The organism is Streptomyces sp. R44 (assembly GCF_041053105.1).
In the GTDB taxonomy this organism is placed as follows: Bacteria; Actinomycetota; Actinomycetes; order Streptomycetales; family Streptomycetaceae; genus Streptomyces.
Genome location: NZ_CP163444.1, coordinates 8,492,205 through 8,519,182, shown reverse-complemented (window position 1 = coordinate 8,519,182; position 26,978 = coordinate 8,492,205). Strand labels below are relative to the sequence as shown.

Below are 26,978 nucleotides of genomic sequence, written 5' to 3'. Positions count from 1 at the left end.
GTGGTGCACATGATCGAAGTCAGGGAACTCACCAAGCGCTACGGCGCCACGACCGCCGTCGACGCGCTCACCTTCACCGTCCGGCCGGGCCGGGTCACCGGATTCCTCGGCCCCAACGGCTCGGGCAAGAGCACCACTTTGCGGATGATCCTGGGCCTGCACGCGCCGACGAGCGGGTCGGTGACGGTCGACGGGCGGCCGTTCGCGGACCGGGCCCGCGGGCTGCGGCACGTCGGCGCGCTCCTCGACGCCGGGGACGTGCACGGCGGCAGGACCGCCCGGGCGCATCTGGCGGTCCTGGCGCGCAGCAACCGCATCCCGGTCTCCCGGGTCGACGAGGTCCTGGAGGAGGTGGGTCTCTCGGGGGCGGCCGGGCGTCGGATCGGCGGGTACTCGCTGGGCATGCGGCAGCGGCTCGGCATCGCCGGCGCGCTGCTCGGCGACCCGCCGGTGCTGCTGTTCGACGAGCCGCTGAACGGGCTCGACCCGGAGGGCGTGAAGTGGGTGCGGGGACTGTTCCGGCGGCTCGCGGCGGAGGGCCGCACGGTCTTCGTGTCGAGCCATCTGATGACGGAGATGGAGCACACGGCCGACGAGCTGGTGGTCATCGGCCGGGGAGCGCTGATCGCGGCGGAGAGTCTGGCGGAGTTCGCCGCGCGGGGCAGGCGCCTGAGCGTGACGGTCGGCACGCCGGACCGGGCCGGCATGACGGCGCTGCTGCTCGGGGAGGGGGCGGAGGTCGAGGAGGAGGCCGGTCTGCTGACGGTGACCGGGCTCCCGGCGGCCCGCATCGGCGAACTGGCCCTGGAGCACCGGGTGCTGCTCGACCAGCTGACCACCCGCACCGCCTCCCTGGAGGAGGCGTTCATGGAACTGACCGCCGACAGCGTCGAGTACCTGGCAGGAGACGCCCGATGACGACCCTCGATCTTCCCGTGGTTCCCGGGGCCTCCGTGGTGGAGCCCCGTGCCCGCTTCCGCGACCTGGTGGGATCGGAGTGGCTGAAGTTGTGGTCGCTGCGCTCGACGGGCTGGTCGCTGCTGCTCGGGGCGCTCGCCGTGGTCGCCTTCAATCTGGGCACCGCCTGGGACCACTACCGCTACTGGCTGCAGTACGACGAGGGGAGCCGGGCCGAGTTCGTGGCGAACGACATGGCGCTCTGGGACGCCTTCACGTACAACGCGGCGCTGGTCCTGATCCTCTCCTCGGCCGCCATGGGGGCGGTCGCGGTGGTCGGCGAGTACAGCAGCGGGCTGATCCGTACGACGTTCACGGCGGTGCCGGCGCGGAGTGCGCTCATGGCGGCGAAGGTGCTGGTCGTGACGGTGGCGCAGATCCTGTTCGGTGCGGTGGTCGCGGCCGCTTCGTTCTGGTCGACCCAGGCGGTGCTGTCGACGCGGGGCATCGGGCTCCCGATCACCCATCCCGGGGCGCCGCGCATCGTCGTGGCCTCGGCGCTGCTCGCCCCGGTGTGCGCGGTGACCGGGATGGCGGTCGGCGCGCTGCTGCGGAAGAGCGCGGGCGCGATCGTCGGCTCGATCGTCCTGGTCCTGCTGCTGCCCGCGGTGCTGACGGACCGGCGTCATCTGACGGCGGTGCTCGCTCACGCGACGCCGCTGCACGCCTGGCAGCGGCTCGCGGACGCCGGCCCGCCCGCCCAGGAGCTGTTCCCCTGGTCGGCGGGCGGTGCGTGGCTGGTGTACGCGCTGTGGGTGCTCGGCGGGGCGGTGGTGACGGTCCTCGCGGTCCGGCGCCGGGACCAGTAGCGGCCGGACGCCGGGACCAGTGGCGGTCGGACGCCGGGACCGGCGGCGGTCACACGGGGCGTCGCAGCCTGCGGCGGACGAGGTGTTCGTGGACGAGGCGCCCGACGAGGGCGCCTCCGTACACGACGAAGCCGACGCCGACGAGCCAGGACTGGAGGACGAGGACGGTGCCGAACTGGCCGTACGTCACGGCGTTCGAGGCGATCAGCGGGGAGAAGACCAGCTGCGAGAAGATCCGCAGCCCGAGGAGGCCGAGCGCGGTGAGGACGGCGCCGGGGGCGAGGGCGCGCCAGCGGATGCGGCCGCAGAGCAGGAAGCGCTGGGACCACCAGAAGAAGACGAAGGTACCGAGGAGGTCGCCGAGCGCGACGACCGTGGTGATGCCCGCCGGGGCGTTGTCGGGTGCGGGGAAGGCGACGAAGAGCAGCAGGGAGGCGACGAGGACGGCGAGCCAGACGACGTGCCGCCACATGGTGTGCCAGCGGGCGGTGGGGAGGTCCCAGACCCGCTCGTACCCGGTCTGCACGGCGGATCCGAAGGTGACGCCGAAGGCGGCGAGGGCGGCGAGGCCGAAGGCGGTGGTGCGTTGCAGGGCCTGTCCCGGCTGGCCGAAGAGCCGCTCGACCTCCTCCTCGGAGACGTCGGAGACGCCGAGGCCCTGGACCAGCCAGCGGGCGAAGCCCTGGCCGCTGGCGAGGTCGGCGGCGGCGACGACGATCAGCAGGGGGACGAGGGTGAGCAGGCTGAGCGCCGCGAAGCCCATGGCCCGGTGCATGAGTTCCATGGCCCGGCCGCGGCTCCAGGCGAGTCCGACGGACGAGCTGAGGACGCGGGCGTGGAGCCGTGCGAACCAGTGGCCGTGTTCGGCGGGGGCACCGTCGCGCGGCGGACCGGGTGTGGAGGGCATGCCTGGTGAGGTACCCGGCCGGACGCCGGGGCATCGCAGGGGTGCGGCCGAACGGGTGGGGTGGACGAAGGCGTGGGGGCCGGGGCCGGCGGGGTGTCAGCCGGCGCGGCGGGGGCGGGCCGCCGGTCCCGGGCGGACGGTGACGTCGCGGGCCGTGAGGGTGGCCCGCTCCTCGCCCTCGCACTGGACGACGACGCGGACGGGGGCGCCGCAGTCGGCGTGCCGGATGTCGAGGACGGGGCCCTCGGGCTCGGCGGCGTGGGTGTCTCCCCATTGCTTGAGGGCGAGGAGTACGGGCCAGAGGTCGACGCCCTTGGGGGTGAGGCGGTACTCGTGGCGGGTGCGGGTGCCCGGTTCGCGGTAGGGCTCACTGCGCAGCACGCCGGCCGCGACGAGCTTGCGGAGGCGGTCGGCGAGGACGGCTTCCGAGAGGCCGAGGTGCTGGCGGAACTCGTCGTACCGGCGGACGCCGTTGAAGGCCTCGCGCAGGATGAGCAGGCTCCACTTCTCGCCCACGACGTCCAGGGCACGGCGGACCGGGCAGTTCTCCGTATCCGTATCCAGCCAGTTCATGCGCCCACTGTAGCCACCTGACTCTGTCGTTGACAGTCAGCTGACACGACGGCTAGCTTCGCCATACAGAGCCAGATGGGTCGGACAGTGAGTGGAGTGGAGTGGTGATGGGGCGGTCACGCACGGTCGAGTGGGAGGACGCCGGGGCCACCGCGCGGGCCGCGATGTCGATGGCGGGAATCGACTTCCTGCGGGAGATGGTGGCGGGCAGGCTGCCCGCGCCGCCGATCGCCGCCCTCCTCGGATTCGCGCTGGAGGAGGTCGAGCCGGGGCGCGCGGTGTTCGCGATCGAACCGGGCGAGGAGCACTACAACCCGATCGGGAGCGTGCACGGGGGCGTGTACGCGACGCTGCTCGACTCGGCAGCCGGCTGCGCGGTCCACAGCACGCTGCCGCAGGGCATGGCGTACACGTCGCTCGACCTGTCGACGCGGTTCCTCCGCCCGATCACGATGGACACGGGCAAGATCCGGGCCGTCGGCACGGTGCTGTCGCAGGGGCGCCGCACGGCCCTCGCGGAGGCCGGCCTGTACGACGCGGAGGACCGTCTCCTCGGTCACGCGACCAGCACCTGCATGCTGTTCCCGGTGCCGTCTTAGGGGCTGTCCGACCATTCGCGCCGGACCCGGCGGGAATCGTCAGACAGCCCCTGGGACGGCGGGTTCAGCGGGTGCCGGAGACCGGACGGGTGCGGGTGCAGCCGTCCGGGGCGACGTCGGGGACGCCGTTGGCCTGGAGTGCGGCGCTCACCAGGGTGGCGAGCAGGTCGATGTCCGAGCCCATGTCCAGACGGACCGTCACCCAGCCCGATCCGGCCCGCAGTCTCACCGCGCTCGACCCGAGGAGCGCGGGGCGCAGCTTCGCGACCATGGCGCGGGTGAGGTGGACGTCCGCCTCGTGTTCGCCGTGGAAGTGGACGATCTCCTGCGTCCCGGTGCCCAGTCCGAGCTCGGCGCCGCAATGGGCGCGGCCGGGGGTCAGCGAGGGCCAGCTCATCAGACGTTCACTGGCATGCCTGGCCGTGTTCATACGAGGAGCGTGCCGGGCGGCGGGGCCGCGCACAAGCGTCCTGCGGCAACAATCCCGCCGCGGCGGGAAACACGTCGTCGGCGGGGGTGGTGTGACCGTGCGTCACGGCGGCGCGTGGGGAGGATGTGACTCTGCGTCAGGGTGCCGGGCGGGCGCGGATGCGGGCCGCGAGGACGGCCACGTCGTCCTCCGCGTGGTGGGCGTCGAGCCGGTGGAGCACCTCCTCGACGACCTGCTGGGGGCCGGAGTCAGCGGGGAGCCGGAGGGCGGCGAGGCGGGCGAGCGAGACGTCGACGTCCTCCCCGCGCCGCTCGACGAGGCCGTCGGTGAACATCAGCAGGGTCTCCCCGGCAGTGAGCGGGCGCGTGGTGGGTTCGTAGCCCCCGACGCCGGTGCCCAGCGGCGGCCCCACCGGGAGGTCGACGATCTCCACGGAGCCGTCCGCGCCGAACACGGCGGGCGGGAGGTGCCCGGCGCTGGCGAAGGTGGCGGCGCCACGGACCGGGTCGACCCGGACGATCAGACAGGTGGCGGGCCGACGGGCGTCGTCATCGGCGACGACGGAGTCGAGGTGGCGCAGCACCCGGTGCGGCGGCAGATCGGTCCCGGCGACCTCGCGGAGCAGCGCGCGATAGGCGTTCATGTCCACGGCCGCGTCGAGTCCGTGGCCCATCACGTCGCCGACGACGAGGAGGCTGCGGCCGAAGTGGAGCCGTACGGTCTCGAACCAGTCGCCGCCCACGAGGGCGTGCGGACCCGCCGGGAGGTAACTGCCCGCGATCTCCAGGTTGGGGTGCGGCAGACCGGGTTCGGCGACGAGGGCCCGCTGCAGGTGGAGGGCGGTCTCCTCGGTCTCGACGAGCCGGCGGGCGTGGCCGAGGTGGCGGGCGGCGAGCCGGACCGTGTGCCGGAGGACCGCGACCTCGCCGGCGGTGAAACCGGGGCCGCGGCGGGTGACGATCACCGCCCCGAGGGGGCGTTCACCGTGGACGGCGAGGGGTACGGCGAGGCTGGGGGGCCGGTCGCCACCGCCGGTGTCCGCCGTCCCGGCCGCGCCCGCCGAGGCCGCCCGCCGGACCGGGCCGCCCGGTTCGTCGAGGAGATCGACCGTGGCGGAGCCGTGCAGATGCCGCGCGAGGAAGGCCGCGAGCTCACGGCAGGTGGTCGCCGCGTCGAGCGTCGTACCGATCTCGCCGATCGCCTGCTCCAGGGCCCGCGCCCTGGTCAGAGCGGCCTCGTCCTCTTCCGCCACGACACCTCCACCGCCGTGCGGTGCACCCGGTCCCCCCATTGCACCAGCGGCCGCCGTCCCGCGCGCGGCACGGAGCGCGCCCGGGACGGTTGTGCGGTGGTGCCCGATCTGATCAAGTACACCTGAGGCTACTGGCCAGTACGAGTTTTCGCTTCCCGGGGGGACAGCATGACGACCGGATCAACCACCACGACCGGGTTCTTCACCTCCGTCGACGACGTCGCCGAGCGGCTCGCCACCACCGGCTACCTGGCGTCGCCGGCCGTCGCCACCACCGTCTTCCTCGCCGACCGGCTGGGCAAACCGCTGCTCGTCGAGGGCCCCGCGGGCGTCGGCAAGACGGAGCTCGCCAAGGCCGTCACCGAGGTCACGGGGGCGCGCCTGGTCCGGCTGCAGTGCTACGAGGGCGTCGACGAGTCCCGCGCGCTGTACGAGTGGAACCACGCCAAGCAGCTGCTGCGGATCACCGCCGGCCGGGGCGAGTCCTGGGACGAGACGCGCACGGACATCTTCGGCGAGGAGTTCCTGCTCCCCCGGCCGCTGCTCACCGCCATCCGCTCCGATGAGCCCACGGTGCTACTCATCGACGAGACCGACAAGGCCGACGTCGAGGTGGAGGGGCTGCTCCTGGAGGTCCTCAGCGACTTCCAGGTGACCGTGCCCGAGCTCGGCACCATCACGGCGAAGCGGCGGCCGTTCACCGTCCTCACCTCGAACGCGAGCCGCGAGCTGTCCGAGGCGCTGCGCCGGCGCTGCCTCTTCCTGCACATCGGCTTCCCCGAGGAAGAGCTGGAACGCCGCATCGTGACCCTCAAGGTGCCGGGTCTGGACGCCGCGCTCGCCGCGTCCGTGGTGCGGGTCGTGGGGGCGCTGCGGGCGATGGACCTGCGGAAGGTGCCGTCCGTGTCGGAGACGATCGACTGGGCCCGCACGCTGCTCGCGCTCGGCGCGGACCGGCTGGACGAGCGGGTCGTACGGGAGACCCTCGGCGTGCTCCTCAAGCACCAGGAGGACATCGTGAAGGCGGCGGCCAAGCTCGACCTGGACGCGGTGTGAGCGGGTCGGCCGCCGGTCCCGTGGCCCCCGCCGGGGTCGCGGTGCGGCTCACCGGGCTCGTCGCGGCGCTGCGCGCGCACGGGTTCGGGATCGGCACCGGCGAGACCGTCGACGCGGGCCTCGCGCTCGAAGCGGTCGGGTTCGCCGACCGGGAGCGGGTCCGGGAGGCGCTGGCGGCGACGCTGCTCCACGGAGAGGGCCGGCGCAGGGTGTTCGACCAGGTCTTCGATCTGTTTTTCCCGCTCGGCGGCGCTCCCGGACCGGGCGAGACGTACGAGAACACCGCCGCGGACCTGGCGGCGCTCCGGGACCGGCTCGCGGAGGCCCTCACCGCCGGTGACGGCGCCGCGCTCGACCGGCTGGCCGCGGAGGCGGTGGGCGGGTTCGGCGGCTACGGCTCCGGCCCGGAGTCGGACGGCTGGTCCTCGTACCGGACGCTCTCCCGGCTGCGCCCCGAGACCCTGCTCGCCCGGGTGCGCGACCGGCTGCGGGCGGCGGCCACGGACGAGGACCCCGACTTCACCGAGCGGCTCCTCGACGACGAGATCCGGCGGCGGATCGAGGCCTTCCGGGAGCGGGTGCGGACCGAGGCCCGGCGGCGCGTCGCCGAGCGGCAGGGCCGTGACCGGGTCGCGCGGCGGGCGGTCGCGGGGACGGCGGACAGCGTGGACTTCCTGCTCGCCGGGCGGGCGCAGCTGGACGAGTTGCGGCGTACGGTACGGCCGCTGGCGCGGAAGCTCGCCACCCGGCTCGCCGCGCGGCGGCGCCGGGCGGCGCGCGGGGAGATCGATCTGCGGCGGACGCTGCGCGGCTCGCTGTCGACCGGTGGCGTGCCGGTGCGCCCGGTCCTGCGACGGCGCCGTCCCCGCCGTCCCGAGCTGGTCCTGCTGTGCGACGTGTCGGGGTCGGTGGCCGGGTTCGCCCAGTTCACGATGCTCCTGGTGCAGGCTCTGCACGACCAGTTCAGCCGCGTGCGCGTCTTCGCCTTCGTCAACCGGGTGGACGAGGTGACCGGGCTCATCGCGCGGGGCGCGGCCGACCCGGCGGGGCTCGGCGACCGGATCCTCGCGGAGGCGGAGCTCACGGGCTGGCACGGGCAGAGCGACTACGGGACGGCGCTCGGGGAGTTCGCCGAGCGGTACGCGGAGGCGGTCGGCCCGCGCACGGTGGTCTTCGTCCTCGGCGACGCCCGCACCAACGGCGCCGACCCGAACCTCGCGGCGCTCCGGACCGTCGCGGACCGCGCGCGGCGGGTCCACTGGCTCAACCCCGAGCAGCCCTCGCTCTGGGGCACGGGCGACTCGGTGGCCCCGGCCTACGCGGAGCTCGTGGAGATGCGCCCCTGCCGCAACGCCCGCCAGCTCGGGGAGCTGATCGGCCGGCTGCTGCCCGTCTGAGGGCGGGGCACGGCCGGCGGGGACCCGTACCGGCCGGGTGTTTCGCCAGGTCGAGGCCCGCCCGGTTGTACGACGGGCGGGCCCTCGAACTAGCGTGGCCCCCATGGAACTCTTGGGAGAGATCACCGCCGACCGGCCCCTGCTCGTCCTCGCGGTCAAGGAAGAGGCGCAGTTCCTCGACACGGAGCTGCCCGTCCTGCTCACCGGCATGGGCAAGGTGAACGCGGCCACCGCGCTCGCGACCGTGCTCGGCCGGGGGCCCCGGCCGTCCGGGATCGTGAACCTGGGGACGGCCGGGGCGCTGCGGTCCGGCTGGACCGGGACGCACGTCGTCGGCACGGTGCTGCAGCACGACCTCGACGGGCAGCTGCTCGCCACGCTGACCGGCGAGACGTACGGCGCGCCGCTGACGCTGCCGGACGGCGGTGACGTGGTCCTCGCCACCGGCGACACGTTCGTCTCGGACGAGGCGGCCCGCGCCCGGCTCGCGGAGCGGGCGCCCCTGGTCGACATGGAGGGGTACGCGCTCGCGGCGGCCGCGGAGCTCGCCGGGGTCCCGCTGCGCATCGTGAAGCACGTCAGCGACGAGGCCGGTGACGGTGCCGCGCGCACCTGGCGCGAATCGGTCGCCGAGTGCGCGCGGGCGCTGGCCGACTGGGCGGAGGCGAACACCCCGTACCGCTCCTGACCCCCGCCCCGCCGCGGGTCAGCGGTGCTGGAAGTGGACCTCCGGGTTCGCGGGCGTCGGGCCGTCGAGGACCGGGCGCGGGATCCCGCGCAGGTGCTGGTCGAAGAAGGCCGCGACATAGGTTCGGGTGACCGCGACGGCCCGGTCGGCGGGCAGTTCGGGCTGGGGCAGTCCGAAGTGACGCTGGATCACGGGACCGTCGGAGAACGTGAAGTGCTCGGCCCCGGCGACCGTGAGCCAGCGCTTCCAGCCGTCGAGCCGGGACCAGGTCCGGTCCCAGCTGGCGTCCTTCCCGCCGGGCAGGTGCATCTCGTCGTGCGTGCCGAGCATCAGGAACGGGCGGCCCCGCAGGCCCTCCGCCGGGAGGTCCTCCCAGAAGGAGCCGTCCATGTCGACGCCGGCGTCGATCCGCGGGTCGACCGCCATCGCGGTGGCGGCGCTCGCCCCGCCGATGGAGTGGCCGGCCATGCCGACGCGGCGCGCGTCGATCACACCGGCGTACCGCCAGGCGGGCTCGGGCCCGGTGAGCCGGTCGAGGACGTACCGCATGTCGGCGGCACGGGTCGTGGTGACGACGCTGCCGTGCACCCCGCCCCCGTCGAGGGCCGCGCAGGCGACGCAGGTGAGGGTACGGCCGCCGGGCAGGCTGATCCCGTACGACTCGTAGGCGTGGTCGACGGAGGCGACGACGTAGCCCCGCGAGGCGAGGTCCTCGGCGAGGTTCGTGAGCGTCCAGCGGGAGACGCTGAATCCCGGCGAGAGCAGCACCAGGGGATGTCGGCCGGGCGCGGGCCGGGCGTCGGCCCTGCTGTGGGTGCGCGTGCGGGCGAGGACGTCGCCGGAGACACCGGGCCCGAGCTGTTCGGCGAGGAGCCGCGCCTCGTCCCGGGTGGCGTACGGGGCGGGGCGGCCGCCGCCGGGGTGGGCGGCCGGGTAGTGGAGGGTGACCATGAGCGCGCGGCCGTCGGCGGTGGGCACCCATGGATCGGTTCGGGAGTGGTCGACGAGCGGCAGGACCGTGCTGCCGACGGAGTACGGCCCGGTGGGCTCCGGCAGTGTGGCGGGCCGTGCGACCTGCGCCGGAGCGCCCGTGGTGGGCCGGTCCGTGTCGGCCGCCGCGGCGACGCCCGCGGGTAAGGCGAGGGAGCAGACGAGAACGGCGGCCGCGGCCGCCCTGGTGAATCGGATCATGTGGGCACGCTAGGCGCCGGTACCGGACCGGCGCGTCCGTCCACGGGGCGACCTTCTATCAGTCCGGGGTCTGACCCGGTGTCCGGTGCGGGGCGCCTGGCGGGACGTGACCCGCCTGACGTCCCGGCGTTCGAGACGATCTTGACAGTGCCGAAGGCGGGCTGCCTATGGTGAGGAGTCACCGTCCGCACCCGGGACGGGACCGGAACCGGGGGGAGGCGCACGTGTTCGCAACGCTCACCACGGCGCACGTCTCCGCCCGTTCGAGCACCCGTCTCGTCTGCCGTCGGCACGTCGACTACTGCCGTACCTCCTCGGCCATCTGTCCTTCCCTTCGCGCCTGACCCCGCTCCGCGTGGGTCCGCGCGTCCCGTGACGTCCCGTCGCCCGGCCCCGCGCAGCCGTGCTCCGCACCGCTGCCGCGCCGTCGTGCGTCCCTGTCGTTCGGAAGGACTCCCATGCCCCGCCCTGCCCTGCACCTGGCCGTCGAGATCGACGGCGACGGTGCCCATCCGGCCGCGTGGCGCCGTGCCGCGCACTCCCCCGGCGAGCTGCTGACCCCGCGTCGGCTCGCCCGGGTCGCCGCCGCCGCCGAGAACGCCGGCTTCACCCTGGTCACCCTCGACGACTCGATCCTGCCGCCCGGTGACGGGTCCGCCGCCGAGTCCGGTCCCGTGGGACGGATCGGCGCGGTGGAGCGGGCGGCGTTCGCGGCCGCTTCGACGAGCGTCCTCGGCGTCGCTCCGGTCGTGGCGACCACGTACGCCGAGCCGTTCCACATCACCTCGCAGCTCTCCACGCTCGACCACGTCTCGGCCGGCCGGGCCGGCTGGGTGGTCGGGACCGAGGAGGACCCCGCCGCCGCCCGCGCCTGGGGGCGCCCGCTCGTCGAGGGCGCCGACGCGATCGCCCGCGAGGCCCGCGACGGTCTCCGTGTCGTACGGGACCTGTGGGACTCGTGGGAGGACGACGCGGTGATACGGTCGGTGGCCACCAGCCGCTACCTGGACCGCTCGCGGCTCCACGCCATCGACTTCACGGGCGAGACGTACTCCGTGAAGGGCCCGTCGATCGTGCCGCGTCCGCCGCAGGGCCGGCCCGTCGTCCTCGCCCCCGCGGGTCTCGTCCCGGCCGGTCTCGCCGATGTGGCGCTGGTCGGCGGTGCGACGCCCGCCGAGGTGGGCGAGGCGGCCGCGGCCGCCGGGGCGCCGCTCGCCTTCGCCGAGATCGAGGTCGCCCTCGACACCCCGGGCGCCACGGCGCGGGAGCGGATCGCCGACCTGGAGCGGTACACCCCGTGGGACGGCGGCCGGGGCCGGCTGCGGTACTCCGGTTCCGCCGCCGGTCTGCTCGACCTCCTGACGGAGCTCGGCGGTCATGTGGACGGGGTGCGGCTGCATCCGCTCGTCCTCGACGAGGACCTGGCCGTGCTCTCCCGTCTCGTCCTGCCCGAGCTGTTCGCCCGGCGGATCGCCGCGCGTCCGCTGCCGGGCACCACCCTGCGCACCTCCCTGGGCCTCCCCCGGCCCCTCAGCCGCTTCACGACCGACGGTGCCGCCACGCTCGTCCGGGAGGAGACCCGATGACCCGCGCCGACCTCGACGGCGTCCCGCGCCCGGACGCCCAGCTGCACTTCGGTGTCTTCGTCCAGGGCGTCAACCACTGGACGATCTGGTCGGACCCGTCCAGCGGTTCCCAGATCGACCCGGCGACCTTCCTGCGGGTGGCCAGGACCGCCGAACGCGGGCTCTTCGACGCCTTCTTCCTCGGTGACGGCCTGCGGCTGCGCGAGTCGGAGGGCGGCATCCACGAGCTGGACGTCGCCGGCCGGCCGGACTCGATCACGCAACTGTCGGCGCTCGCCGCCGCGACCGAGCGGATCGGTCTCGTCTCCACCTCCAACACCACCTTCAACGAGCCCGGCGACCTCGCCCGGCGGCTCGCCGGACTCGACCTGCTCTCCGGCGGGCGGGCCGGCTGGAACATGGTGACCACCCACAACGCCTGGACCGGCGAGAACTTCCGCCGCGGCGGCTTCCTCGACCACGCCGACCGCTACCGGCGCGCCGAGGAGTTCCTCTCCGTCGCGCGCGCCGTGTGGAACGGCTGGGCGGAGGGCGCGGTCGCGGGATCCACCGATGCCCGGTCCTGGTCGGTGCCGGATGCGGTGGGACGCGTACGGACGCGGACCGACCACTTCGACGTCGATCTGGCGCCGACACTCCCGCGCAGCGCGCAGGGGCATCCCGTGATCTTCCAGGCGGGCGACTCCGGCGACGGCCGGGATTTCGCGGCCCGCAACGCGGACGTGATCTTCTCCGCGCACGGTGACGACTTCGACGACGCGCTCGCCTTCGCCGAGGACATCCGGCGCCGGCTGCGGGCGGCCGGGCGGCCCGAGGACGCCCTGCGGATCCTGCCCGGCACGGAGATCGTCATCGGGGCCACCGAGAAGGAGGCGGAGGAGAAGGCCCGCTGGGTCCGTCTCCAGCAGGTCACCCCCGCCGTGGCGCTGGGCATCGCGAGCCGGCTGTGGGGCTTCGACCTGTCCGGCCGGGACGCGGACGGTCCGCTGCCCGCCGAGGATCCGGTGGTCGCCGCGTACGACGGGAAGTTCGGCACCCGTCAGCTGGGCGAGACCCTGGACACGGTGGCCGAGTGGCGGGCGAAGGCCGATGCCAACGGCTGGTCGCTGCGCGAGACGGTCATCGAGCTCGGTCCGCAGCACGGCCACGTCGGCACCCCGGCGGGGCTCGCGGACACGTTCGCCCGGTTCGCGCGGCACGGGGCCGTCGACGGCTTCAACATCTCGCCGTACCTGGTGCCGGACGGACTCGACGACATCGTCGAGCTGCTCGTGCCGGAGCTCCAGGAGCGGGGCGTGTACCGGACGTCGTACACGGGGACGACGCTCCGGGAGCATCTGGGGCTCGCGCCGGTGGCGTGACACCGCGGAGGCGGGTGCGCGGATTCCCGCCACCCGCCTCCGTCGTGCGGCCGTCCTCAGCCCAGCGGAAGTTCCAGGAAGGCCGGTGCGTCCTCCGGGGAGCTGATGACGGTCTGGGTCCAGGTGACGGAGGCGTCCCCGTACAGCGGGTCCTTGCTGTCGACGACCAGGATCAGCCGGTGTCCGGCGGCGATGTCGTACGCGGCGGCCTGGAGCTTCCAGGTCACGGTGCGGTCCTGGTCGGGCGTGAGGCCGTACACGTTGAGCGGTTCGTGGGTGATGATCCGGGCCGTGTCGTCCTCGGCGACGTCGAAGAGGTGGGCGATCAGGCAGGCGGAGGTCGCGGTGGAGCGGACGGTGAGGCGCAGTCGCGGGACGCCCCGGACGCGGCGGCCTGACGCGCCCTCCCCCTCGTGGGCGGTGAGCGGTGCGGTGGTCCAGACGAGGGCGTGCCGCCGGTCGATCTTGCGGGTGTCGTAGGTCTTGGGGCTGCCGGCCCGTTCCGCCTGGCCGGTCTTCATGAGGGCGTCCATGACGGTGGCCTCGGTGTCGACGCCCGCGAGGAACGCTCGGCGCCAGCCGGTGACCTCGGAGGGAGCCGTCGTCTCCCCGGCGGGGAGGAGCCGGCCGTCGGTGCCGCCCGCGCCGTCGCCGGTGAGGCCGAACACCTCGACGCCGGTGGTGACCCGGCTCCAGTCGGCGCGGTGCTCCCGGTGGGCCTCTTCGACGATCCGGTTCTCGCCGGTCGGCTCGCCGGTGTCGGGGTCGAGGACGGGTTCGGTGACGTAGGTGAACATGACCTGGTTGCAGACCTGTTCCCAGTCCTCCACCCCGTTGCGCTCGCCCTTGAGGTGGTGGTCGAGCCAGGCGTACGCCTCGGCCAGGGGCACGTTGGTCCTGCCGGGCTCCGTGCCGATGAGCCCCGGCCCCTCGGGGGCGGCGTGGTCGCCGATCCAGAGGTTGAGCCGCTTGGGGACGTCGAGCCCGTCGAAGGTCTCCAGGAGCTGGTTGACGGCGAAGAGGCCCTCGTGCCAGGTGTTCGAGAAGAAGGTGGGGGTCTCGTTGTCGTTGGTGAGGTGGAGGTACGACTCGGGGGCGCGCAGCCTGCCCCACTCGACGACCCGGTCGAGGTTCCGGTCGGCGAGGAAGTCGGCGAGGATCTCCCGGTTCGCCTCGTCGAACTTGCTCTCCACCGGGCCGCCGGTGAGGGCGAGGAGGGCCTTCACGGCCGCGAGGTGACGGGTGTCGTGGTCGTAGAGGCTGGTGGCGAGGTTCCCCCAGGTGCTGAGGGCGACGACGGCGGCGACGCGGTCGTCGTGGGCGGCGACGAGCTGGCTGATGCCGGAGCCGTAGGACTCGCCGAGGAAGCCGATCACGCTCGGCGCGAGGTGGTCGTCCGCGAAGTCGATGACGGCGGAGCCGTCGGCCCAGTCGTGGGGTCCGGCGACGTCGACGAAGCCCTCGGAGGTGGAGGGCAGTCCGGGGATGCCGAGGCCGCGGGGTGTGTAGGCCAGGACGTGGTAACCCCTGCGGGCGAGGGCGAGGTAGGCCCGGAGGAACAGCGGCCAGCCGAACGGGGTCCAGCCGGCCGGGACGACGACCAGCGGGTGCGGGCCGGGGCCCAGCTGCCGGAGGCTGAAGGCGGAGAGCCGGATGCCGTCCGTGGCCTCGATGCGGTGGTACCCGGGCAGGGCGAGGCCCCGTACCTCCTCGATGTGCGCGGCGAGTTCGGCGGGGAGTTCGCCGACGTCTCCGTTCAGGAGGGCGGTGGTGAGGGTCTGGGCGAGCCGGACGACGTCGGGGTCGACGGTTCCGTCGGCGGCCCAGAGGCCGCGGCCGGTCGTGCGGGAGGCCTCGGCAGTGGTGAGGCCCGCCGTGATGCCCGGGAAGCCGGGGAATTCTTCGGACGATCCGTTGACGAAGGGGGTGTCCTGGGGCACGTGCACCCGTTCCTCTCGACTGGCGCTGCTGGCTGTCCGCTCTGCGGATGCACGCAAGCCTCACGTACCGGGAACGGGGCGACCAGAGCGCACGAACGGCGCACGGGACGCGCAACCGGGCGTCAACGACACAAGCCGCCCCGGAGCCGATGTTTGCACAGCGGCCTCGCCGCCCGGCCGGGCCTTCGACGGCCTGCCCCGTCCCGCGCCATCGGGACCCTCCTCCGACTCATGAGCTAAATCGAAACCAAAAGATACAGCCCGGGGCCTTGACCGCACCACGAGCCGTTCCTTAAATCTCCGTTTAACGAAAGCGGCACGTCCGTACGCTTGCCCCAGGAGGCCCTCATGACCAGCGCATCCGACATCCCGCGCCCCGCGGCACCACCCGGCGGGAAGGGGCTGCGGGGGAACTCCGTCGGTCTCCTCGCCACGATCGCCCTCGGGCTCGCCTCCGTCGCCCCCGCGTACAGCATCGCGATCACCCTCGGTCTGGTGACCCTGGTGGTCGGCGACCTGGCCCCCGCCGCCCTGCTCCTCGGCTTCGTGCCGATCGTCCTCACGGCCTTCGCGTTCCGGGAGCTGAACCGGCGGATGCCGGACTGCGGCACGACCTTCGTGTGGAACACGCGGGCGTTCGGCCCGGCCGTCGGCTGGGTGGCGGGCGGCTGGACGGTCCTGGTCGCGACCGTCCTCGCGATGACCGCGCTCGCCCAGGTCGGCGCCTCCGCGATCCTCGTCCTCCTCGGGCTCGACGCGGCGGCCGGCAGCACCCTCGCCGTGACCGCCCTCGCCGTCGCCCTCATCGCCCTGGTCGTCGTCGTCGCCTACCGGGGCATCCAGCTCGCCGCCCATGTGCAGTACGCGATGCTCGGCCTCCAGCTCCTCGCGATGCTCGCCTTCGGCGTCGCCGCCTTCGCCCGGGACGGCGCCGCCGCCCCCTCGCTGAGCTGGGTCTCCCCCTTCGCCTTCGACGACTTCGGCTCCTTCGCCGAGGCGGTGCTCCTCTGTCTCTTCATCTACTGGGGCTGGGACGCCCTGATCACCTTCAACGAGGAGACCGTCGACAGCGACCGCACCCCCGGCAGGGCCGCGGTCGCCTCCACCCTGATCCTGCTCGTCACCTACCTCTTCACCGCGTTCGCCGCGATCTCCTTCGCGGGGACCGGCACCGGAGGCCTCGGACTCGGCAACGCGGAGAACGCGGCCGACGTCCTCTCCCTCCTCGCCCCGGCCGTCCTCGGCGGCCCCGCGAGCAAGGCCGTCACCCTCGCCATCGCCGTCTCGGCCGTGGGCGCCCTGCTGACCTGCGCGGGCTCCAGCCCTCGGAGCACGCTCTCGATGAGCGCGCACGGCGCCCTGCCCGGCGCCTTCGGACGCATCCACCGGCGCTTCGGCACGCCCGCCTTCGGGACGGTGTTCTGCGGAACCGCCGCGGCCGTCGCCCTGGTCCTGCTCACCCTGGTCTCCGCCGACTTCCTCGGCGACGCGATCCTGTCGATCGGGCTCCTGATCGCCTTCTACTACGGCGTCACCGGCTTCGCCTGCGCCTGGTACTTCCGCCGGCAGCTGCGGAACTCCCCGCGCGACCTGCTGGTCAAGGGCGTCCTCCCGGCGACCGGCGGCCTGATGATGCTGGCGGCGTTCGTCCGCAGCGCCTACGACATGGCAGACCCCGGCTACGGCTCCACGTCCGTCGGCGGAGTCGGCGGGGTCTTCCTCCTCGGCGTCGGCTCGATCGTCCTCGGAGGCCTCGTGATGCTGCTCGTCCGCATCCGCCACCGCCGCTTCTTCCAGGACGGCCGCACGGCCGTCACGGCCGTGTCCGTCACGGAGAACTGAGTCCGTCCGGTGCCGCCGAGCGGCCGGGCCCGACTAGTCGGTGCGGGGCGGGCGGTCCACGACGACGGCGGCGACGTCGTCGTCGAGGCCGCCCGCTCCGTAGGCGGCGAGGTCGCGGTGGAGGAGCGCGGGCAGCTCGGCGGCCGGCTCCCTGGCCCAGCCGCGCAGGCGCAGCTCCAGCGGGTAGAAGGTGCCGGCCCGGTCGCGGGTCTCGCTGACGCCGTCGGTGTAGAGGAGCAGCCGGTCCCCGGGCCCGAAGGGCACCTCCTCGATCCGGTGGTGGTTCTCGGCGAGGCCCGCGAGGTTGACGGGGAGCGACGGGTCGGCGAAGTGCACGGGCTCGACGCCGGTCGCGCGCTGGAGCAGCGGGGCGGGGTGGCCGCAGCTGAGGAGCCGTACGACGTCCCGGCCGTCCGGGAGCTCCACCAGGACGACGGTGGCGAAGCGTTCGGCGGCGTCCGAGTCGGGGTCCCAGGCGCCGTAGCGGGCGAGGCCCTCGTCGAGCCGGTCCGCGAGGGCGGCGAGGTCGCGGGCCTCGTGGACGGCGGCGCGGAAGGAACCGAGCAGGACGGAGGCGGTCTCGACGGCGCCGAGGCCCTTGCCCTGGACGTCGCCGAGCATCACGCGCACCGCGCCGGGGATCCTGACGGCCTCGTAGAAGTCGCCGCCGATCCTCGCCTTGGCCGCGGCCGCGACGTACAGCAGGTGCAGTTCGAAGCGTCCGAGGCGTTCGGGCAGCGGGCGCAGGACGACCCGCTGGACGACCTCGGCGACGGCGGTGACCTCCCTGAGGTCCTGCTCGTACCGGGTCCTGACCCGGCTGACCCAGGCCGCGACGGCGGTCACCATCACCAGCACCGTCTCGCTGGCGATGAGATCACGGGCGGTGGCCCCCTCCCGGGCGGGGCTGAGCAGCGCCCGGACGGCCACGGCGAGCAGTCCGATGCCGATGGTCCCGAGCACGCTCCAGGTGACGGCGGCGAGCGCGGGCGCGGCGACGAGGAGACGGTCGAACCGTTCCCGCTCGGGGGTGACCAGATCGACGACGACCGTCAGGATCAGGACCAGGAAGGGCAGGGCGCGACCGAGGTTGAACTGGGTGCGCGCCGCCGTGCCGGGAGGGCTGCGGTGACCGGCTACGGGCATCTCATGATCGTACGCAGGCCCGTCCGCCGGCCCGGGGTGCCGTCGGCTCCGGGCGTGTCCCCCGGCGGCCGGGCAGGGCCAGTGCGGCGGGGAGGGCGAGCGCGGCGATCGCCGCCAGGGCCGGGAGGGCGGCTCCCCGGGCCGGTACGAAGCCGCCGTCCGGGACGAGGGCGAGCAGGAGGGCCGCGGTGGCGACGCCGAGCGCCGGGCCGACGTTCATCACGGTCTGCTGGAGACCGCCGGCGACCCCGGCGTGCTCCTCGGGGGCGCGGCGCACGACCACGGAGGTCGCGGTGACCATGAGCGTGACGAACCCGGCGCCGAGGAGTCCGGAGGCGATGCCGACAGAGGCCGCGCCGGCCGTCGCGTCGAGCCGGGAGAGCCCCAGGACCCCGAGGGTGAGCAGCACCGCGCCCGCCGTCGCCGTCCGCCGGGGACCGAAGCGTCGCTGGAGCGGCGGGCAGACCAGCGCGCCGGGGATCATGAGGGCGGCGAGGGGCAGGAAGCGCAGTGCGCAGCCGAGCGGGTCGAGGCCCTGGACGTCCTGGAGGAAGTACGTCGCGACGAAGAGCGACCCGGAGAGGGCCGCCGAGGCCGCGAGGAGCGCGGCGAGCCCGGCGACGACCGGCACGCTCCGGAGCAGCGCCGGGGGCAGCAGGGGGCGCGCGACGCGACGCTCGTGCCGCGCGAAGACCGCCCCGGCCCCGAGGGCCGCGGCGCACGCGAGGGCGGCGGCGCGGGTGCCGCCGGGCCGGGAGGCCGCGTCGAGCCCCTGGACCAGCAGTCCGAGGGTGGCGGCGAGCAGGAGGGCACCGAGGGGGTCGAGAGCGGCGAGGCGGGACCGGGTGGCGGGGCCGGGGGCCGGGTCTTGTGGGGAACTCCCCCGTGGGCGGTCCGGTGACGCCAGGGCCAGCAGGCCGATCGCCAGGGTCGGGGGGACGCCGAGGAGGAAGACCGCGCGCCAGCCGTACGAGGAGACGAGCGCGCCGCCGACGAGCGGGCCGGCCGCGGCGGCGAGGCCGATGGCGGCGGTGCGTACGGCGATCGGGGTGGCGAGCCGGTCGGGCGGGTAGGCGGTGCGGAGCATGCCGAGGGTGGCGGGCTGGAGCAGCGCCCCGCAGACGCCCTGGAGCACCCGCAGTGCGATGACGGTGCCGATGCCGGGGGCCAGGGCGATCCCGGCGGAGGCGGCGGCGAAGCCGAGGGCTCCGACGGCGAACACCCGGCGGTGGCCGTAACGGTCGCCGAGGCGGCCCGCGAGGACGAGGAGGCTCGCGACGGCGACGAGGTAGCCGGTGCTGGTCCACTGCACCTGGCCGACGTGGGCGTGCAGGTCGCGCTGGAGCGCGGGCTGGGCGACGGTCAGGACCGTGCCGTCGAGGGCGACGACGGCGGCGCCGACGACGCTGCAGGCGAGGGTGCGGTTCACGGGGCGGACCGCCCCAGGTGGGCGTCGAGCGCGGCCGTCAGGAGGGGGCCCGGGTCGTCGGCGCCGGTGGCGAGGCGGAGGCTGCCCCAGTGCCAGAGCTGGGCGATGCCGTGCAGGTTGGCCCAGAGGGCGCCCGCGAGGAGGACGGGGTCGCCCTCCGGGCGGACCCGGGCGACGAGTGCGGCGAGGTGGGCGAAGAGCGGCAGGCTTGTCTCGCGCAGCCCGAGCCGGCCGCTCTCCAGGAGGTCGTGGCGGAACATCAGCTCGTACATGCCGCGCCGGGTGCCGGCGTAGTCCAGGTAGACGCGGGCGAGCGCCTCGATCCGTTCGCGCGCCGGGGCCCCTTCGGGGTCCTCCCCGGCGACGCGTGCGGCCAGTTCGGCGAAGCCCTGGCGGGCGATGGCGGACAGCAGGTCCAGGTGGGCGGGGAAGTAGCGGCGGGGGGCTCCGTGGGAGACGCCGGCGCGGCGGGCGATCTCGCGCAGGGAGAGGCCCTGGGCGCCCTCGGTGTTCACCAGCTCGACGCCGACGCGGACGAGCCGGTCGCGCAGACCGTCGGCGCCCTCGCCCTCGTGACCGCTGTCGCGACCGTTCTCATGAAGGGACATAGACACTGTCTACCAAGATCGAGTAGACACTGTCTACTCGACGGTGCGCCCCGATCCGTTACACTGGGCGACAGCGAAGGGGAGTAGCCCTGCGAACCGGTCGTCGACACACTGGAACCTCCGGGTTCCCGGTGACCGGGTCCGCGCACGACGCGGACGGGCGAGACCTTCGGCCAGGCAACAGCCACGTCCGCGTTCCCGTGGGCGTGGTCCGTCATGCCGGGCCGAGTGGTCCTCCCGTCGCCCACCGAGGTGTCGTGCGGAGCCACGGGGCCCGGACCGAGCAGAGAGCCCCGGTATGCACCTCGACCCCTTGGCGATCCTCACCGCCTTCGGGCTGATCTTCCTCGCCGAGCTTCCCGACAAGACGATGTTCGCGTCCCTCGCCATGGGCACGCGCATGCGTCCGCTGTACGTGTGGATCGGCACCTCCACCGCCTTCCTGGCCCACGTCGCCATCGCGGTGGGCGCCGGCAGCCTGCTCGGGCTGCTGCCGGGCTGGACCGTGAAGCTGGTCTCGGCCCTGATGTTCGGCTTCGGCGCGTTCATGCTGCTGCGCGGCGGGGGCGACGACGACGAGGCCGACGAGGGCGGCCGGACGGTCAGCGGCTTCTGGCCCGTCTTCTCGACCGCGTTCATGGCCGTCTTCATCAGCGAGTGGGGCGACCTGACCCAGATCACCACCGCCAACCTGGCCGCCACCAACGGCACCTGGTCGACGGCGATCGGCTCCTTCGCCGCCCTGACGACGGTCTCCGCCCTCGCCCTGATCGCGGGCCGCTTCATCGCCAAGCGCGTCCCGCTCAAGACCGTGCAGCGCATCGGCGGCGTCTGCATGGCGGGGCTGGCGCTCTGGTCCCTGGCCGAGGTCTTCACCGGCTGAGCGCGACCCCTGTCCGCCGCACGCCCCTTCCCGGGACGGGAAGGGGCGTGCGGCGTTCCGTCCCAGGACGGGCTGTGCGCCCTTCTCCGGCCTCTTGATGAAGAACTGAATCACTGCTTCACTCCTTCCATGCCCTACCGACGCACCCCCGCCGTCCAGGCCCGGCTCGACGCCCAGCGCGCCTCGGTCGTCGACGCGGCCCTCGGGCTGCTCGCCGAGCAGGGGTACGCGGGCTGCACGATGGCCGCCGTCGCCGCGCGCGCCGGGATCGCCACGGGCAGCGTGTACCGCCACTTCCCGAGCAAGGCCGAGCTCGCCGTCGAGCTGTTCAGGACCGTGGTGAGCAGGGAGGTCGCGGCCGTCTCCGAGGCGGCCGGGCATCCCGGGCACTCTTCGGCGGCCGAGCGGGTGGTCGCCGTCATCGAGACCTTCGCCCAGCGCGCCCTGAAGTCGCCGCGCCTCGCCTACGCGCTGCTCGCCGAACCGGTCGACCCGGCCGTGGACGCGGAGCGGCTCGTCTTCCGGCGCGCCTTCCGGGACGTGTTCGCCGCGCGCGTCGCGGAGGGCGTGCGCTCGGGCGAGCTGCCGCCCCAGGACCCGGTCCTGACGGCCTCGGCGCTGGTCGGGGCGGGCGCCGAGGCGCTCGTCGGGCCGCTGGCGGAGGGGTCCGTCGGGCCCGGCACCGTACCCGCACTCGTCACGTTCACCCTGCGAGCACTGGGAGTTCCCGATGCCGACCACGCATGAGGTCACCAACCAGGTACCGCCGCTGACCGGTTACGACGTCTCCGCCGACCCCGCGCTCCTGGAGGCGCTGCGCCGGGAGGGCGCGGGCTGGGCCGAGGCCGAGGTCCGCGAGCTCGGGGCGAAGGCGGGAGGCGAGGAGGCCCAGGAGTGGGGGCGGCTCGCCGAACGCCACTCCCCCGTGCTGCACACCCACGACCGGTACGGGCACAGGATCGACGAGGTCGAGTTCCACCCGTACTGGCACGAGCTGATGGACGTCGCCGTGCGGCACGGGCTGCACGGCGCTCCCTGGCGCGACGAGCGGCCGGGCGCGCACGTGGCCCGGGCGGCGAAGGTGTTCGTGTGGGGGCAGGCCGACGCGGGGCACCTGTGTCCGGTCTCGATGACGTACGCGGCGGTGCCGGCACTGCGCGTCCAGCCGGAGCTCGCCGAGGTGTACGAGCCGCTGCTCACCTCCTCCTCGTACGACTTCGGTCTTCGGGTGCCGACGGAGAAGCGCGGGATCATCGCCGGGATGTCGATGACCGAGAAGCAGGGCGGTTCGGACGTCCGGGCGAACACGACCCGGGCCGTGCCCACGGGCGAGCCCGGCATGTACGCGCTGACCGGCCACAAGTGGTTCACCTCGGCGCCGATGTCGGACGTCTTCCTCACCCTGGCGCAGGCCCCCGGCGGTCTGTCCTGCTTCCTGGTGCCCCGGGTGCTGCCCGACGGCAGCCGCAACACGATCCGGCTCCAGCGCCTCAAGGACAAGCTGGGCAACCGGTCCAACGCCTCCTCCGAGATCGAGTACGAGGGCGCCCTCGGCCGGCTCGTCGGCGAGGAGGGGCGCGGGGTGGCCACCATCATCCGGATGGTCAACATGACGCGGCTCGACTGCGCCATCAGCTCGGCCTCCGGCATGCGTCTCGGGCTCGTGCAGGCCGTGCACCACGCCACGCACCGCGCGGCGTTCGGCGCGCGGCTGGTGGACCAGCCGCTGATGCGGAACGTCCTCGCCGACCTGGCCGTGGAGGCGGAGGCCGCCACCGTGGCGGCGCTGCGCCTCGCGGGGGCGGTGGACCGCGCGGCGCGCGGCGACGCGGAGGAGGAGCGGCTGCGGCGGCTCGGTCTCGCGGTGACCAAGTACTGGGTGTGCAAGCGGGCGCCCGCGCACGCGGCGGAGGCCCTGGAGTGCCTGGGCGGCAACGGCTACGTCGAGGACTCGGGCCTGCCGAGGCTCTACCGGGAGTCGCCGCTGCCGTCCGTCTGGGAGGGCTCCGGGAACGTCGCCGCGCTCGACGTGCTGCGGGCGATAACCCGTCAGCCGGAGGCGGTGGAGGCGTACTTCGCGGAGGTCGACCGCGGCGCGGGGGCGGACCGGAGGCTCGACGCGGCGGTCGCGGGCCTCCGCAAGGACCTCGCGGGGCTCGGTGACCCGGACGCGGTGGCGTACGGGGCGCGGCGGCTCGTCGAGCGCCTCGCCCTGGTGCTCCAGGGTTCGCTGCTCGTCCGGCACGGTCACCCGGCGATCGCCGACGCGTTCTGCGCCTCGCGCCTCGACGGCGACCGCGGCCTCGCCTTCGGCACGCTGCCGGCCGGCGTGGACACGGCGGCCATCATCGCGCGCAGCGGCCCGGACGCGGAGACCACGCCGGCCTGACCGGTCATGTCGGACAGCCCCTGACCTACTTCGCGCCTAGCGTGGCTCCCGTACGACAGCGAGGGGCACATGGGCGAAGGGATCAGGATGTCCGAGCAGAGCGGCACCACTCCGCAGGGGTACACGACCGTGGCGCCCTGGGTCGTCACCGACGACACGGGGGCCTTCCTCGACTTCGTCACCCGGGCGTTCGGGGGTGAGGAGCTGGCCCGGGTGGCCACCGAGGACGGCGCGATCGGCCACGGTGAGATCCGGGTCGGCGACACCGTCGTGCTGGCCTTCGACCGGCGCCCGGACTGGCCCGTCCTGCCGAGCCTGCTGCGGGTGTTCGTCGCCGACGCGGACGAGGCGTTCGCCCGGGCCGCCGCCGCGGGCGCCCATGTCGTGACCCCGCTCGCCGACGACGCCTTCGGGCAGCGCGGCGGGCGGGTCCGTGACCCGTTCGGGAACATCTGGTGGGTGAGCAGCCTCGTCGAGGAGGTCGCCGAGGACGAGATGTGGCGACGGCTCAAGGATCCGGTGTACGCCGAGACCATGCGGGTGGCCCAGGAGACGCTCGACGCCGAGCTCAGCGGGAGGGACCAGGGGCGCAGCAGTGCCCCGGTGGGCCCGACCGGCTGACCGGACCGGTGCCGTGGGCCGTCCCGGGTGGCAGTCTGGTCGGGCACGGTTCCCAGGGCCACGGCGCCGGCCGGTACGAGGAGGGAGTCCCCGTTGGGCAGCGAGGCGATCCACGGTGAACTGGACGAGCGGGCGGCGAAGGTGGCGGAGCGGGTGGTCGCCTGGCGGCGCCATCTGCACCGGCATCCGGAGCTGTCCAACCGGGAGGTGAACACGGCTCGCCTGGTGGCGGACCACCTGCGCGGCCTGGGCCTCGACGAGGTCCGTACGGGGATCGCGGGGCACGGGGTCGTGGGCGTCCTGCGCGGGTCGGCGCCGGACGGCGGGCGGACGGTGTCCGGCGGCGGGCGGGTGGTGGCGCTGCGGGCGGACATGGACGCGCTGCCGGTGAAGGACCTCTGCGGGGCGGACTTCGCCTCCGAGGTGGTGGACGCCGACTATCCGGGCGGCCCGTTCCCCGTGTCGCACGCCTGCGGGCACGACTGCCACACCGCCGTGCTGATGGGCGCGGCGACGGTGCTCGCGGGAGTCCGGGACCGGCTTCCCGGCACGGTCCTCTTCGTCTTCCAGCCCGCCGAGGAGGGCCCGCCGGTGACGGAGGAGGGCGGGGCGCGGGCGATGGTCGAGGCGGGCGCCTTCGCCGATCCGGTGCCGACGATGGCCTTCGGCCTGCATGTGACGCCGTATCCGAAGGGGTACGTGGGATACAGGGTCGGCAACCAGTACGGCGCGTCCACCCTGGTCCGTGTCATCGTCACCGGAAAGCAGGTCCACGGGTCCACGCCGTGGGAGGGGATCGACCCGATGCCGGCGGTGGGCGCCGTCCTCACCGGCATCGGCCAGCTGTACCGCCAGGTCTCGGCCTTCGACCCGGTCACGGTGACGATCGGTCATGTCGAGGACGTGGGCCGGTTCAACATCATCGGCCAGACGGTGACCCTGTGGGGCACGGTCCGCTGTGCCGTGGAGTCCGACATGGCCGAGGTCCAGCGACGGCTGACGACACTGGTCGAGCACTCCGCGGCGGCGTACGGGGCGACGGCGACCGTGGAGTATCTGCAGGCCGTGCCGCCGGTGCACAACAGCGGGCCGTGGGTGGAGGCCGCTCTGCCGACCCTCCGCCGGGTGGCCGGCGGGGACCGCGTGGTGGAGACGGGTGCGACGCTCGGGTACGACGACGTCTCCGAGCTGGTCGGCCGGTTCGGCGGCCTGTACGTGATGCTCGGCGTCCAGGACGCGACGCTGGACGCCTCCGGCCGGCCGGTCCCGGTCGCGGGCGGGCGCGGTCTGGTCACCAACCACAACCCGCACTTCTACGCGGACGACGACACCCTCGTCACCGGTGTCCGTCTCCACGCGCACGTGGCGTACGACCATCTGACGGGAGCACTGGTCCCGTGATCACACGTGCGGGCGGGGCCTGCGCAGGGCGCCGAGGTAGACGCCGGCGAGGATCAGCGGGGTACCCATGAGCAGGGACGCGGTGAGGGGTTCGTCATCGAGCCGGGCCGAGAGGACGATCGTCACGACGGGGATGACGACGAAGACGTACGCCGCCCGTGAGGCGCTCCAGCGGTGCACGACGAAGAGGAACAGCACGAACGTGAGGACGGAGCCGGCGACCACGAGGTAGGCGAGCGCCCACCAGGTCGCCGCCCGGACCGGTAGTCGCCAGGTGTCGCCCGCGGCGAGGGAGCCGACGAGGAGGAGGACGGACCCGGCACACATTCCGACGGCGTTCGTCGTCACCGGATGCAGCCGCGGGAGGCGGCGGACGAGCACCGTGGCCTGTGCGAAGGACAGCATGCCGCCGAGCAGGGCGAGGAAGGACAGGACGGGGAAGGACCCGTTCGGGGTGGCTCCGGAGACGACGGCGACCCCGGCGGCGGCCAGGACCGTTCCGACGGCCGCGGCGGTCCGGAACCGTTCGAGGCCCTGGGAGACCGCGAGCAGCAGGGTGGCGAGCGGAACGAGCGAGAGGATCGTCTGACCGATTCCGGCGTGCAGGCGGACGAGGGCGTAGTACACGAGGGCGGACGTGACGCCGAAGTTCAGTGCCCCGAACAGGACGGCGCCGCGCAGCGCCTTCCCGCGCGGGAAGGAGAGCCTCAGGACGGCCATGAGGACGAACAGGACGATCGACGCTGCACCGAACCGCAGCGCGGCTCCCCACAGCGGGGCGAGTTCGCGGTTGCTGAAGCGGACGCCGACCGCATTGCCCCCGGCTAAGAGCGCGGCGGCCGCGAACGCCGCGAGGGCGGCCTGGTCGGTGGTGAGGCGTCGCACCGGTTCACGGTAAGCGGCGGGGGCCGAAAGCCGGTCGGTGACACGGCTCCCGTGCCTGTCACATGGTGACGGCGGCGACGAAGGCACGGAGGAGGGCGGACTCGGCGGCGGTCGGCCACACGAGTCCGTACTCCAGGGGCGGGGCGCCGTGCAGGGGGACGTAGGCGATGCCGGGCCGGGGGTGGTACCGGGCGCCCCGGGCCGCACCCGGGGAGGCACCCCGGCCGGCGGTCACATGGGACAGGACCTCCTGCCAGGTGGCGGCGGCCGGCCCCCTGCCGACGGGGGCGCCGGACGGGGTGCTGCGGGGGTAGTGGTGGTCGACCCAGTAGCGGGGGACGGTGCCGCCGGGGGCGATCAGGTCGAGGCCCGCGAGGTCCTCCGGGCCGAGGGAGGCGCGGCCGGCCAGCGGGTGGGCGGCGGGGAGGAGCAGTACCCGCTCGTCGGTGACGACGACGGGCCCCGTGGTGAGGTCCGGCTCGCGCACCGGGAAGGCCGCGCACTGGACGTCGAGCGTCCCGTCCTGGAGGGCGCGGACCCCGCCGTCGAGGGGGACCTCGCGGACGGTGATCTCGCAGCCGGGGTGGAGCGAGGCCAGCGCGTCGGCGGCGGCCGTGAGCAGTTCGCCGCCCCACGGGGTGGAGAAGCCGACGCGCAGCCTGCCGTGGACGCCGCGCCCGGCGGCGGTGGCACGTGCGAGGGCCTCCCCCATCTGCCGGTACGCGGGCAGGAGATCCTCGTACAGGGCCTGGCCGACGGGGGTGAGCCGGACGCTGCGGCTGGTGCGGGCGAAGAGCGGGGTGCCGACGCGGCGCTCCAGCTTCTTCACGGTCTGGCTGATCCGGCCGGTGGAGACGCCGAGGCGCTCGGCGGTGCGCCCGAAGTGGAGTTCTTCGGCGAGCGTGAGGAACGCCTCCAGTTCGTACCGTTCGAGCACCGGCCCGTCCCTTCGCCACCGACTGATGGTTGAGCGTGACTCAACGCCGGTTTCATGATGACACCTTGATGCGCGGGGGCGGCGACGAGGA

The 26,978-nt window shown here is 74.1% G+C and carries 25 protein-coding genes; 14 read left to right on the top strand and 11 right to left on the bottom strand.

What is annotated here, in order from left to right:
* Positions 1 to 9: 9 nt before the first annotated feature.
* Together AB5J54_RS39300 and AB5J54_RS39295 are read left to right on the top strand one after the other, a co-directional pair.
* The gene (locus AB5J54_RS39300) at positions 10 to 918 is read left to right on the top strand and encodes an ABC transporter ATP-binding protein (protein ID WP_369148762.1); all 909 of its coding nucleotides are present in this window, start codon (positions 10 to 12) and stop codon (positions 916 to 918) included.
* Positions 915 to 1,766, top strand: a complete 852-nt coding sequence (locus tag AB5J54_RS39295) for an ABC transporter permease (protein WP_369148761.1) — start codon at positions 915 to 917, stop codon at positions 1,764 to 1,766. The genes AB5J54_RS39300 and AB5J54_RS39295 overlap by 4 nt, the downstream gene beginning before the upstream one ends.
* A gap of 49 nt (positions 1,767 to 1,815) precedes the next feature.
* Here AB5J54_RS39295 and AB5J54_RS39290 read toward each other — a convergent pair whose 3' ends face one another.
* Both AB5J54_RS39290 and AB5J54_RS39285 read right to left on the bottom strand, forming a co-directional pair.
* Positions 1,816 to 2,673, bottom strand: coding sequence for a YhjD/YihY/BrkB family envelope integrity protein (locus AB5J54_RS39290; protein ID WP_369148760.1), 858 nt, complete (start codon positions 2,671 to 2,673; stop codon positions 1,816 to 1,818).
* Positions 2,674 to 2,769: 96 nt separating this feature from the next.
* Positions 2,770 to 3,246 (bottom strand): winged helix-turn-helix transcriptional regulator, encoded by a 477-nt coding sequence (locus AB5J54_RS39285; RefSeq protein ID WP_369148759.1) that lies wholly within the window; start codon positions 3,244 to 3,246, stop codon positions 2,770 to 2,772.
* Between the two features lie 107 nt (positions 3,247 to 3,353).
* Between AB5J54_RS39285 and AB5J54_RS39280 the strand changes: the two genes are divergently transcribed.
* Positions 3,354 to 3,845 carry a PaaI family thioesterase gene (locus AB5J54_RS39280; protein WP_369148758.1) on the top strand — a complete coding sequence of 164 codons (492 nt, stop codon included), beginning with the start codon at positions 3,354 to 3,356 and terminating at the stop codon, positions 3,843 to 3,845.
* Positions 3,846 to 3,909: 64 nt separating this feature from the next.
* Here AB5J54_RS39280 and AB5J54_RS39275 read toward each other — a convergent pair whose 3' ends face one another.
* Together AB5J54_RS39275 and AB5J54_RS39270 are read right to left on the bottom strand one after the other, a co-directional pair.
* Entirely contained in the window at positions 3,910 to 4,275 is a 366-nt protein-coding gene (locus AB5J54_RS39275; RefSeq protein ID WP_369148757.1) for a luciferase family protein, read from the bottom strand.
* A 136-nt stretch (positions 4,276 to 4,411) separates the two neighbouring features.
* Positions 4,412 to 5,527 carry a PP2C family protein-serine/threonine phosphatase gene (locus AB5J54_RS39270; RefSeq protein WP_369148755.1) on the bottom strand — a complete coding sequence of 372 codons (1,116 nt, stop codon included), beginning with the start codon at positions 5,525 to 5,527 and terminating at the stop codon, positions 4,412 to 4,414.
* 168 nt (positions 5,528 to 5,695) lie between these two features.
* Between AB5J54_RS39270 and AB5J54_RS39265 the strand changes: the two genes are divergently transcribed.
* The 3 genes from AB5J54_RS39265 to AB5J54_RS39255 all read left to right on the top strand — a co-directional run bounded on the left by AB5J54_RS39265 (position 5,696) and on the right by AB5J54_RS39255 (position 8,668).
* Positions 5,696 to 6,583 (top strand): AAA family ATPase, encoded by an 888-nt coding sequence (locus AB5J54_RS39265; RefSeq protein WP_369148754.1) that lies wholly within the window; start codon positions 5,696 to 5,698, stop codon positions 6,581 to 6,583.
* A complete protein-coding gene (locus tag AB5J54_RS39260) occupies positions 6,580 to 7,980 on the top strand; it encodes a VWA domain-containing protein (protein WP_369148752.1) in 1,401 nt (466 codons plus the stop codon). Before AB5J54_RS39265 ends, AB5J54_RS39260 begins: the two co-directional genes overlap by 4 nt.
* Before the next feature lie 103 nt (positions 7,981 to 8,083).
* Positions 8,084 to 8,668 (top strand): nucleosidase, encoded by a 585-nt coding sequence (locus AB5J54_RS39255; protein ID WP_369148750.1) that lies wholly within the window; start codon positions 8,084 to 8,086, stop codon positions 8,666 to 8,668.
* Between the two features lie 18 nt (positions 8,669 to 8,686).
* On the opposite strand, the gene AB5J54_RS39250 is transcribed toward AB5J54_RS39255, so the two are convergent.
* On the bottom strand, positions 8,687 to 9,859 hold the full coding sequence (locus AB5J54_RS39250; protein ID WP_369148748.1) for an alpha/beta hydrolase family protein: 1,173 nt from the start codon (positions 9,857 to 9,859) through the stop codon (positions 8,687 to 8,689).
* Between the two features lie 458 nt (positions 9,860 to 10,317).
* Between AB5J54_RS39250 and AB5J54_RS39245 the strand changes: the two genes are divergently transcribed.
* The gene (locus AB5J54_RS39245) at positions 10,318 to 11,445 is read left to right on the top strand and encodes an LLM class flavin-dependent oxidoreductase (RefSeq protein ID WP_369148747.1); all 1,128 of its coding nucleotides are present in this window, start codon (positions 10,318 to 10,320) and stop codon (positions 11,443 to 11,445) included.
* Positions 11,442 to 12,806 (top strand): NtaA/DmoA family FMN-dependent monooxygenase, encoded by a 1,365-nt coding sequence (locus AB5J54_RS39240; protein ID WP_369148746.1) that lies wholly within the window; start codon positions 11,442 to 11,444, stop codon positions 12,804 to 12,806. Before AB5J54_RS39245 ends, AB5J54_RS39240 begins: the two co-directional genes overlap by 4 nt.
* Positions 12,807 to 12,862: 56 nt before the next feature.
* Here the strand turns inward: AB5J54_RS39240 and AB5J54_RS39235 are convergent, their stop codons facing one another.
* On the bottom strand, positions 12,863 to 14,746 hold the full coding sequence (locus tag AB5J54_RS39235; protein WP_369148745.1) for a CocE/NonD family hydrolase C-terminal non-catalytic domain-containing protein: 1,884 nt from the start codon (positions 14,744 to 14,746) through the stop codon (positions 12,863 to 12,865).
* A 348-nt stretch (positions 14,747 to 15,094) separates the two neighbouring features.
* On the opposite strand from AB5J54_RS39235, the gene AB5J54_RS39230 reads away from it, so the two are divergent.
* Entirely contained in the window at positions 15,095 to 16,588 is a 1,494-nt protein-coding gene (locus AB5J54_RS39230; RefSeq protein ID WP_369148744.1) for an APC family permease, read from the top strand.
* 33 nt (positions 16,589 to 16,621) lie between these two features.
* Here the strand turns inward: AB5J54_RS39230 and AB5J54_RS39225 are convergent, their stop codons facing one another.
* Genes AB5J54_RS39225 through AB5J54_RS39215 form a run of 3 tightly spaced genes read right to left on the bottom strand, consistent with a single transcriptional unit; the run spans position 16,622 to position 19,771 of the window.
* Positions 16,622 to 17,734, bottom strand: a complete 1,113-nt coding sequence (locus tag AB5J54_RS39225) for a PP2C family protein-serine/threonine phosphatase (protein ID WP_369148742.1) — start codon at positions 17,732 to 17,734, stop codon at positions 16,622 to 16,624.
* Position 17,735: 1 nt separating this feature from the next.
* The gene (locus tag AB5J54_RS39220; protein WP_369148740.1) at positions 17,736 to 19,163 is read right to left on the bottom strand and encodes an MFS transporter; all 1,428 of its coding nucleotides are present in this window, start codon (positions 19,161 to 19,163) and stop codon (positions 17,736 to 17,738) included.
* A complete protein-coding gene (locus AB5J54_RS39215) occupies positions 19,160 to 19,771 on the bottom strand; it encodes a TetR/AcrR family transcriptional regulator (protein ID WP_369148738.1) in 612 nt (203 codons plus the stop codon). Before AB5J54_RS39215 ends, AB5J54_RS39220 begins: the two co-directional genes overlap by 4 nt.
* A gap of 298 nt (positions 19,772 to 20,069) precedes the next feature.
* Here AB5J54_RS39215 and AB5J54_RS39210 point away from each other — a divergent pair, with 298 nt between their 5' ends.
* From AB5J54_RS39210 to AB5J54_RS39190, 5 genes are all read left to right on the top strand, one after another.
* A complete protein-coding gene (locus tag AB5J54_RS39210; RefSeq protein WP_369148736.1) occupies positions 20,070 to 20,654 on the top strand; it encodes a TMEM165/GDT1 family protein in 585 nt (194 codons plus the stop codon).
* Between the two features lie 129 nt (positions 20,655 to 20,783).
* On the top strand, positions 20,784 to 21,401 hold the full coding sequence (locus AB5J54_RS39205) for a TetR/AcrR family transcriptional regulator (protein WP_369148734.1): 618 nt from the start codon (positions 20,784 to 20,786) through the stop codon (positions 21,399 to 21,401).
* Positions 21,385 to 23,043, top strand: a complete 1,659-nt coding sequence (locus AB5J54_RS39200; protein WP_369148732.1) for an acyl-CoA dehydrogenase family protein — start codon at positions 21,385 to 21,387, stop codon at positions 23,041 to 23,043. The genes AB5J54_RS39205 and AB5J54_RS39200 overlap by 17 nt, the downstream gene beginning before the upstream one ends.
* Before the next feature lie 87 nt (positions 23,044 to 23,130).
* On the top strand, positions 23,131 to 23,664 hold the full coding sequence (locus tag AB5J54_RS39195) for a VOC family protein (RefSeq protein ID WP_369148730.1): 534 nt from the start codon (positions 23,131 to 23,133) through the stop codon (positions 23,662 to 23,664).
* Positions 23,665 to 23,757: 93 nt separating this feature from the next.
* A complete protein-coding gene (locus AB5J54_RS39190; RefSeq protein WP_369148728.1) occupies positions 23,758 to 25,065 on the top strand; it encodes a M20 family metallopeptidase in 1,308 nt (435 codons plus the stop codon).
* On the opposite strand, the gene AB5J54_RS39185 is transcribed toward AB5J54_RS39190, so the two are convergent.
* Positions 25,066 to 25,950 carry a DMT family transporter gene (locus AB5J54_RS39185; protein ID WP_369148727.1) on the bottom strand — a complete coding sequence of 295 codons (885 nt, stop codon included), beginning with the start codon at positions 25,948 to 25,950 and terminating at the stop codon, positions 25,066 to 25,068.
* Positions 25,951 to 26,008: 58 nt separating this feature from the next.
* Positions 26,009 to 26,887: a LysR family transcriptional regulator gene (locus AB5J54_RS39180; protein WP_369148725.1), complete on the bottom strand. Its 879-nt coding sequence runs from the start codon at positions 26,885 to 26,887 to the stop codon at positions 26,009 to 26,011.
* Positions 26,888 to 26,978: the final 91 nt, after the last annotated feature.

Excerpts from the sequence above, each read along its gene's own strand:
- AB5J54_RS39200 (WP_369148732.1), top strand. The coding sequence starts at position 21,385 with ATGCCGACCACGCATGAGGTCACCAACCAGGTACCGCCGCTGACCGGT.
- AB5J54_RS39210 (WP_369148736.1), top strand. The coding sequence starts at position 20,070 with ATGCACCTCGACCCCTTGGCGATCCTCACCGCCTTCGGGCTGATCTTC.
- AB5J54_RS39245 (WP_369148747.1), top strand. The coding sequence starts at position 10,318 with ATGCCCCGCCCTGCCCTGCACCTGGCCGTCGAGATCGACGGCGACGGT.
- AB5J54_RS39255 (WP_369148750.1), top strand. The coding sequence starts at position 8,084 with ATGGAACTCTTGGGAGAGATCACCGCCGACCGGCCCCTGCTCGTCCTC.
- AB5J54_RS39240 (WP_369148746.1), top strand. The coding sequence starts at position 11,442 with ATGACCCGCGCCGACCTCGACGGCGTCCCGCGCCCGGACGCCCAGCTG.
- AB5J54_RS39225 (WP_369148742.1), bottom strand. The coding sequence starts at position 17,734 with ATGCCCGTAGCCGGTCACCGCAGCCCTCCCGGCACGGCGGCGCGCACC.
- AB5J54_RS39290 (WP_369148760.1), bottom strand. The coding sequence starts at position 2,673 with ATGCCCTCCACACCCGGTCCGCCGCGCGACGGTGCCCCCGCCGAACAC.
- AB5J54_RS39275 (WP_369148757.1), bottom strand. The coding sequence starts at position 4,275 with ATGAACACGGCCAGGCATGCCAGTGAACGTCTGATGAGCTGGCCCTCG.
- AB5J54_RS39195 (WP_369148730.1), top strand. The coding sequence starts at position 23,131 with ATGTCCGAGCAGAGCGGCACCACTCCGCAGGGGTACACGACCGTGGCG.
- AB5J54_RS39280 (WP_369148758.1), top strand. The coding sequence starts at position 3,354 with ATGGGGCGGTCACGCACGGTCGAGTGGGAGGACGCCGGGGCCACCGCG.
- AB5J54_RS39300 (WP_369148762.1), top strand. The coding sequence starts at position 10 with ATGATCGAAGTCAGGGAACTCACCAAGCGCTACGGCGCCACGACCGCC.
- AB5J54_RS39230 (WP_369148744.1), top strand. The coding sequence starts at position 15,095 with ATGACCAGCGCATCCGACATCCCGCGCCCCGCGGCACCACCCGGCGGG.
- AB5J54_RS39215 (WP_369148738.1), bottom strand. The coding sequence starts at position 19,771 with ATGTCCCTTCATGAGAACGGTCGCGACAGCGGTCACGAGGGCGAGGGC.
- AB5J54_RS39205 (WP_369148734.1), top strand. The coding sequence starts at position 20,784 with ATGCCCTACCGACGCACCCCCGCCGTCCAGGCCCGGCTCGACGCCCAG.
- AB5J54_RS39265 (WP_369148754.1), top strand. The coding sequence starts at position 5,696 with ATGACGACCGGATCAACCACCACGACCGGGTTCTTCACCTCCGTCGAC.
- AB5J54_RS39285 (WP_369148759.1), bottom strand. The coding sequence starts at position 3,246 with ATGAACTGGCTGGATACGGATACGGAGAACTGCCCGGTCCGCCGTGCC.
- AB5J54_RS39250 (WP_369148748.1), bottom strand. The coding sequence starts at position 9,859 with ATGATCCGATTCACCAGGGCGGCCGCGGCCGCCGTTCTCGTCTGCTCC.
- AB5J54_RS39295 (WP_369148761.1), top strand. The coding sequence starts at position 915 with ATGACGACCCTCGATCTTCCCGTGGTTCCCGGGGCCTCCGTGGTGGAG.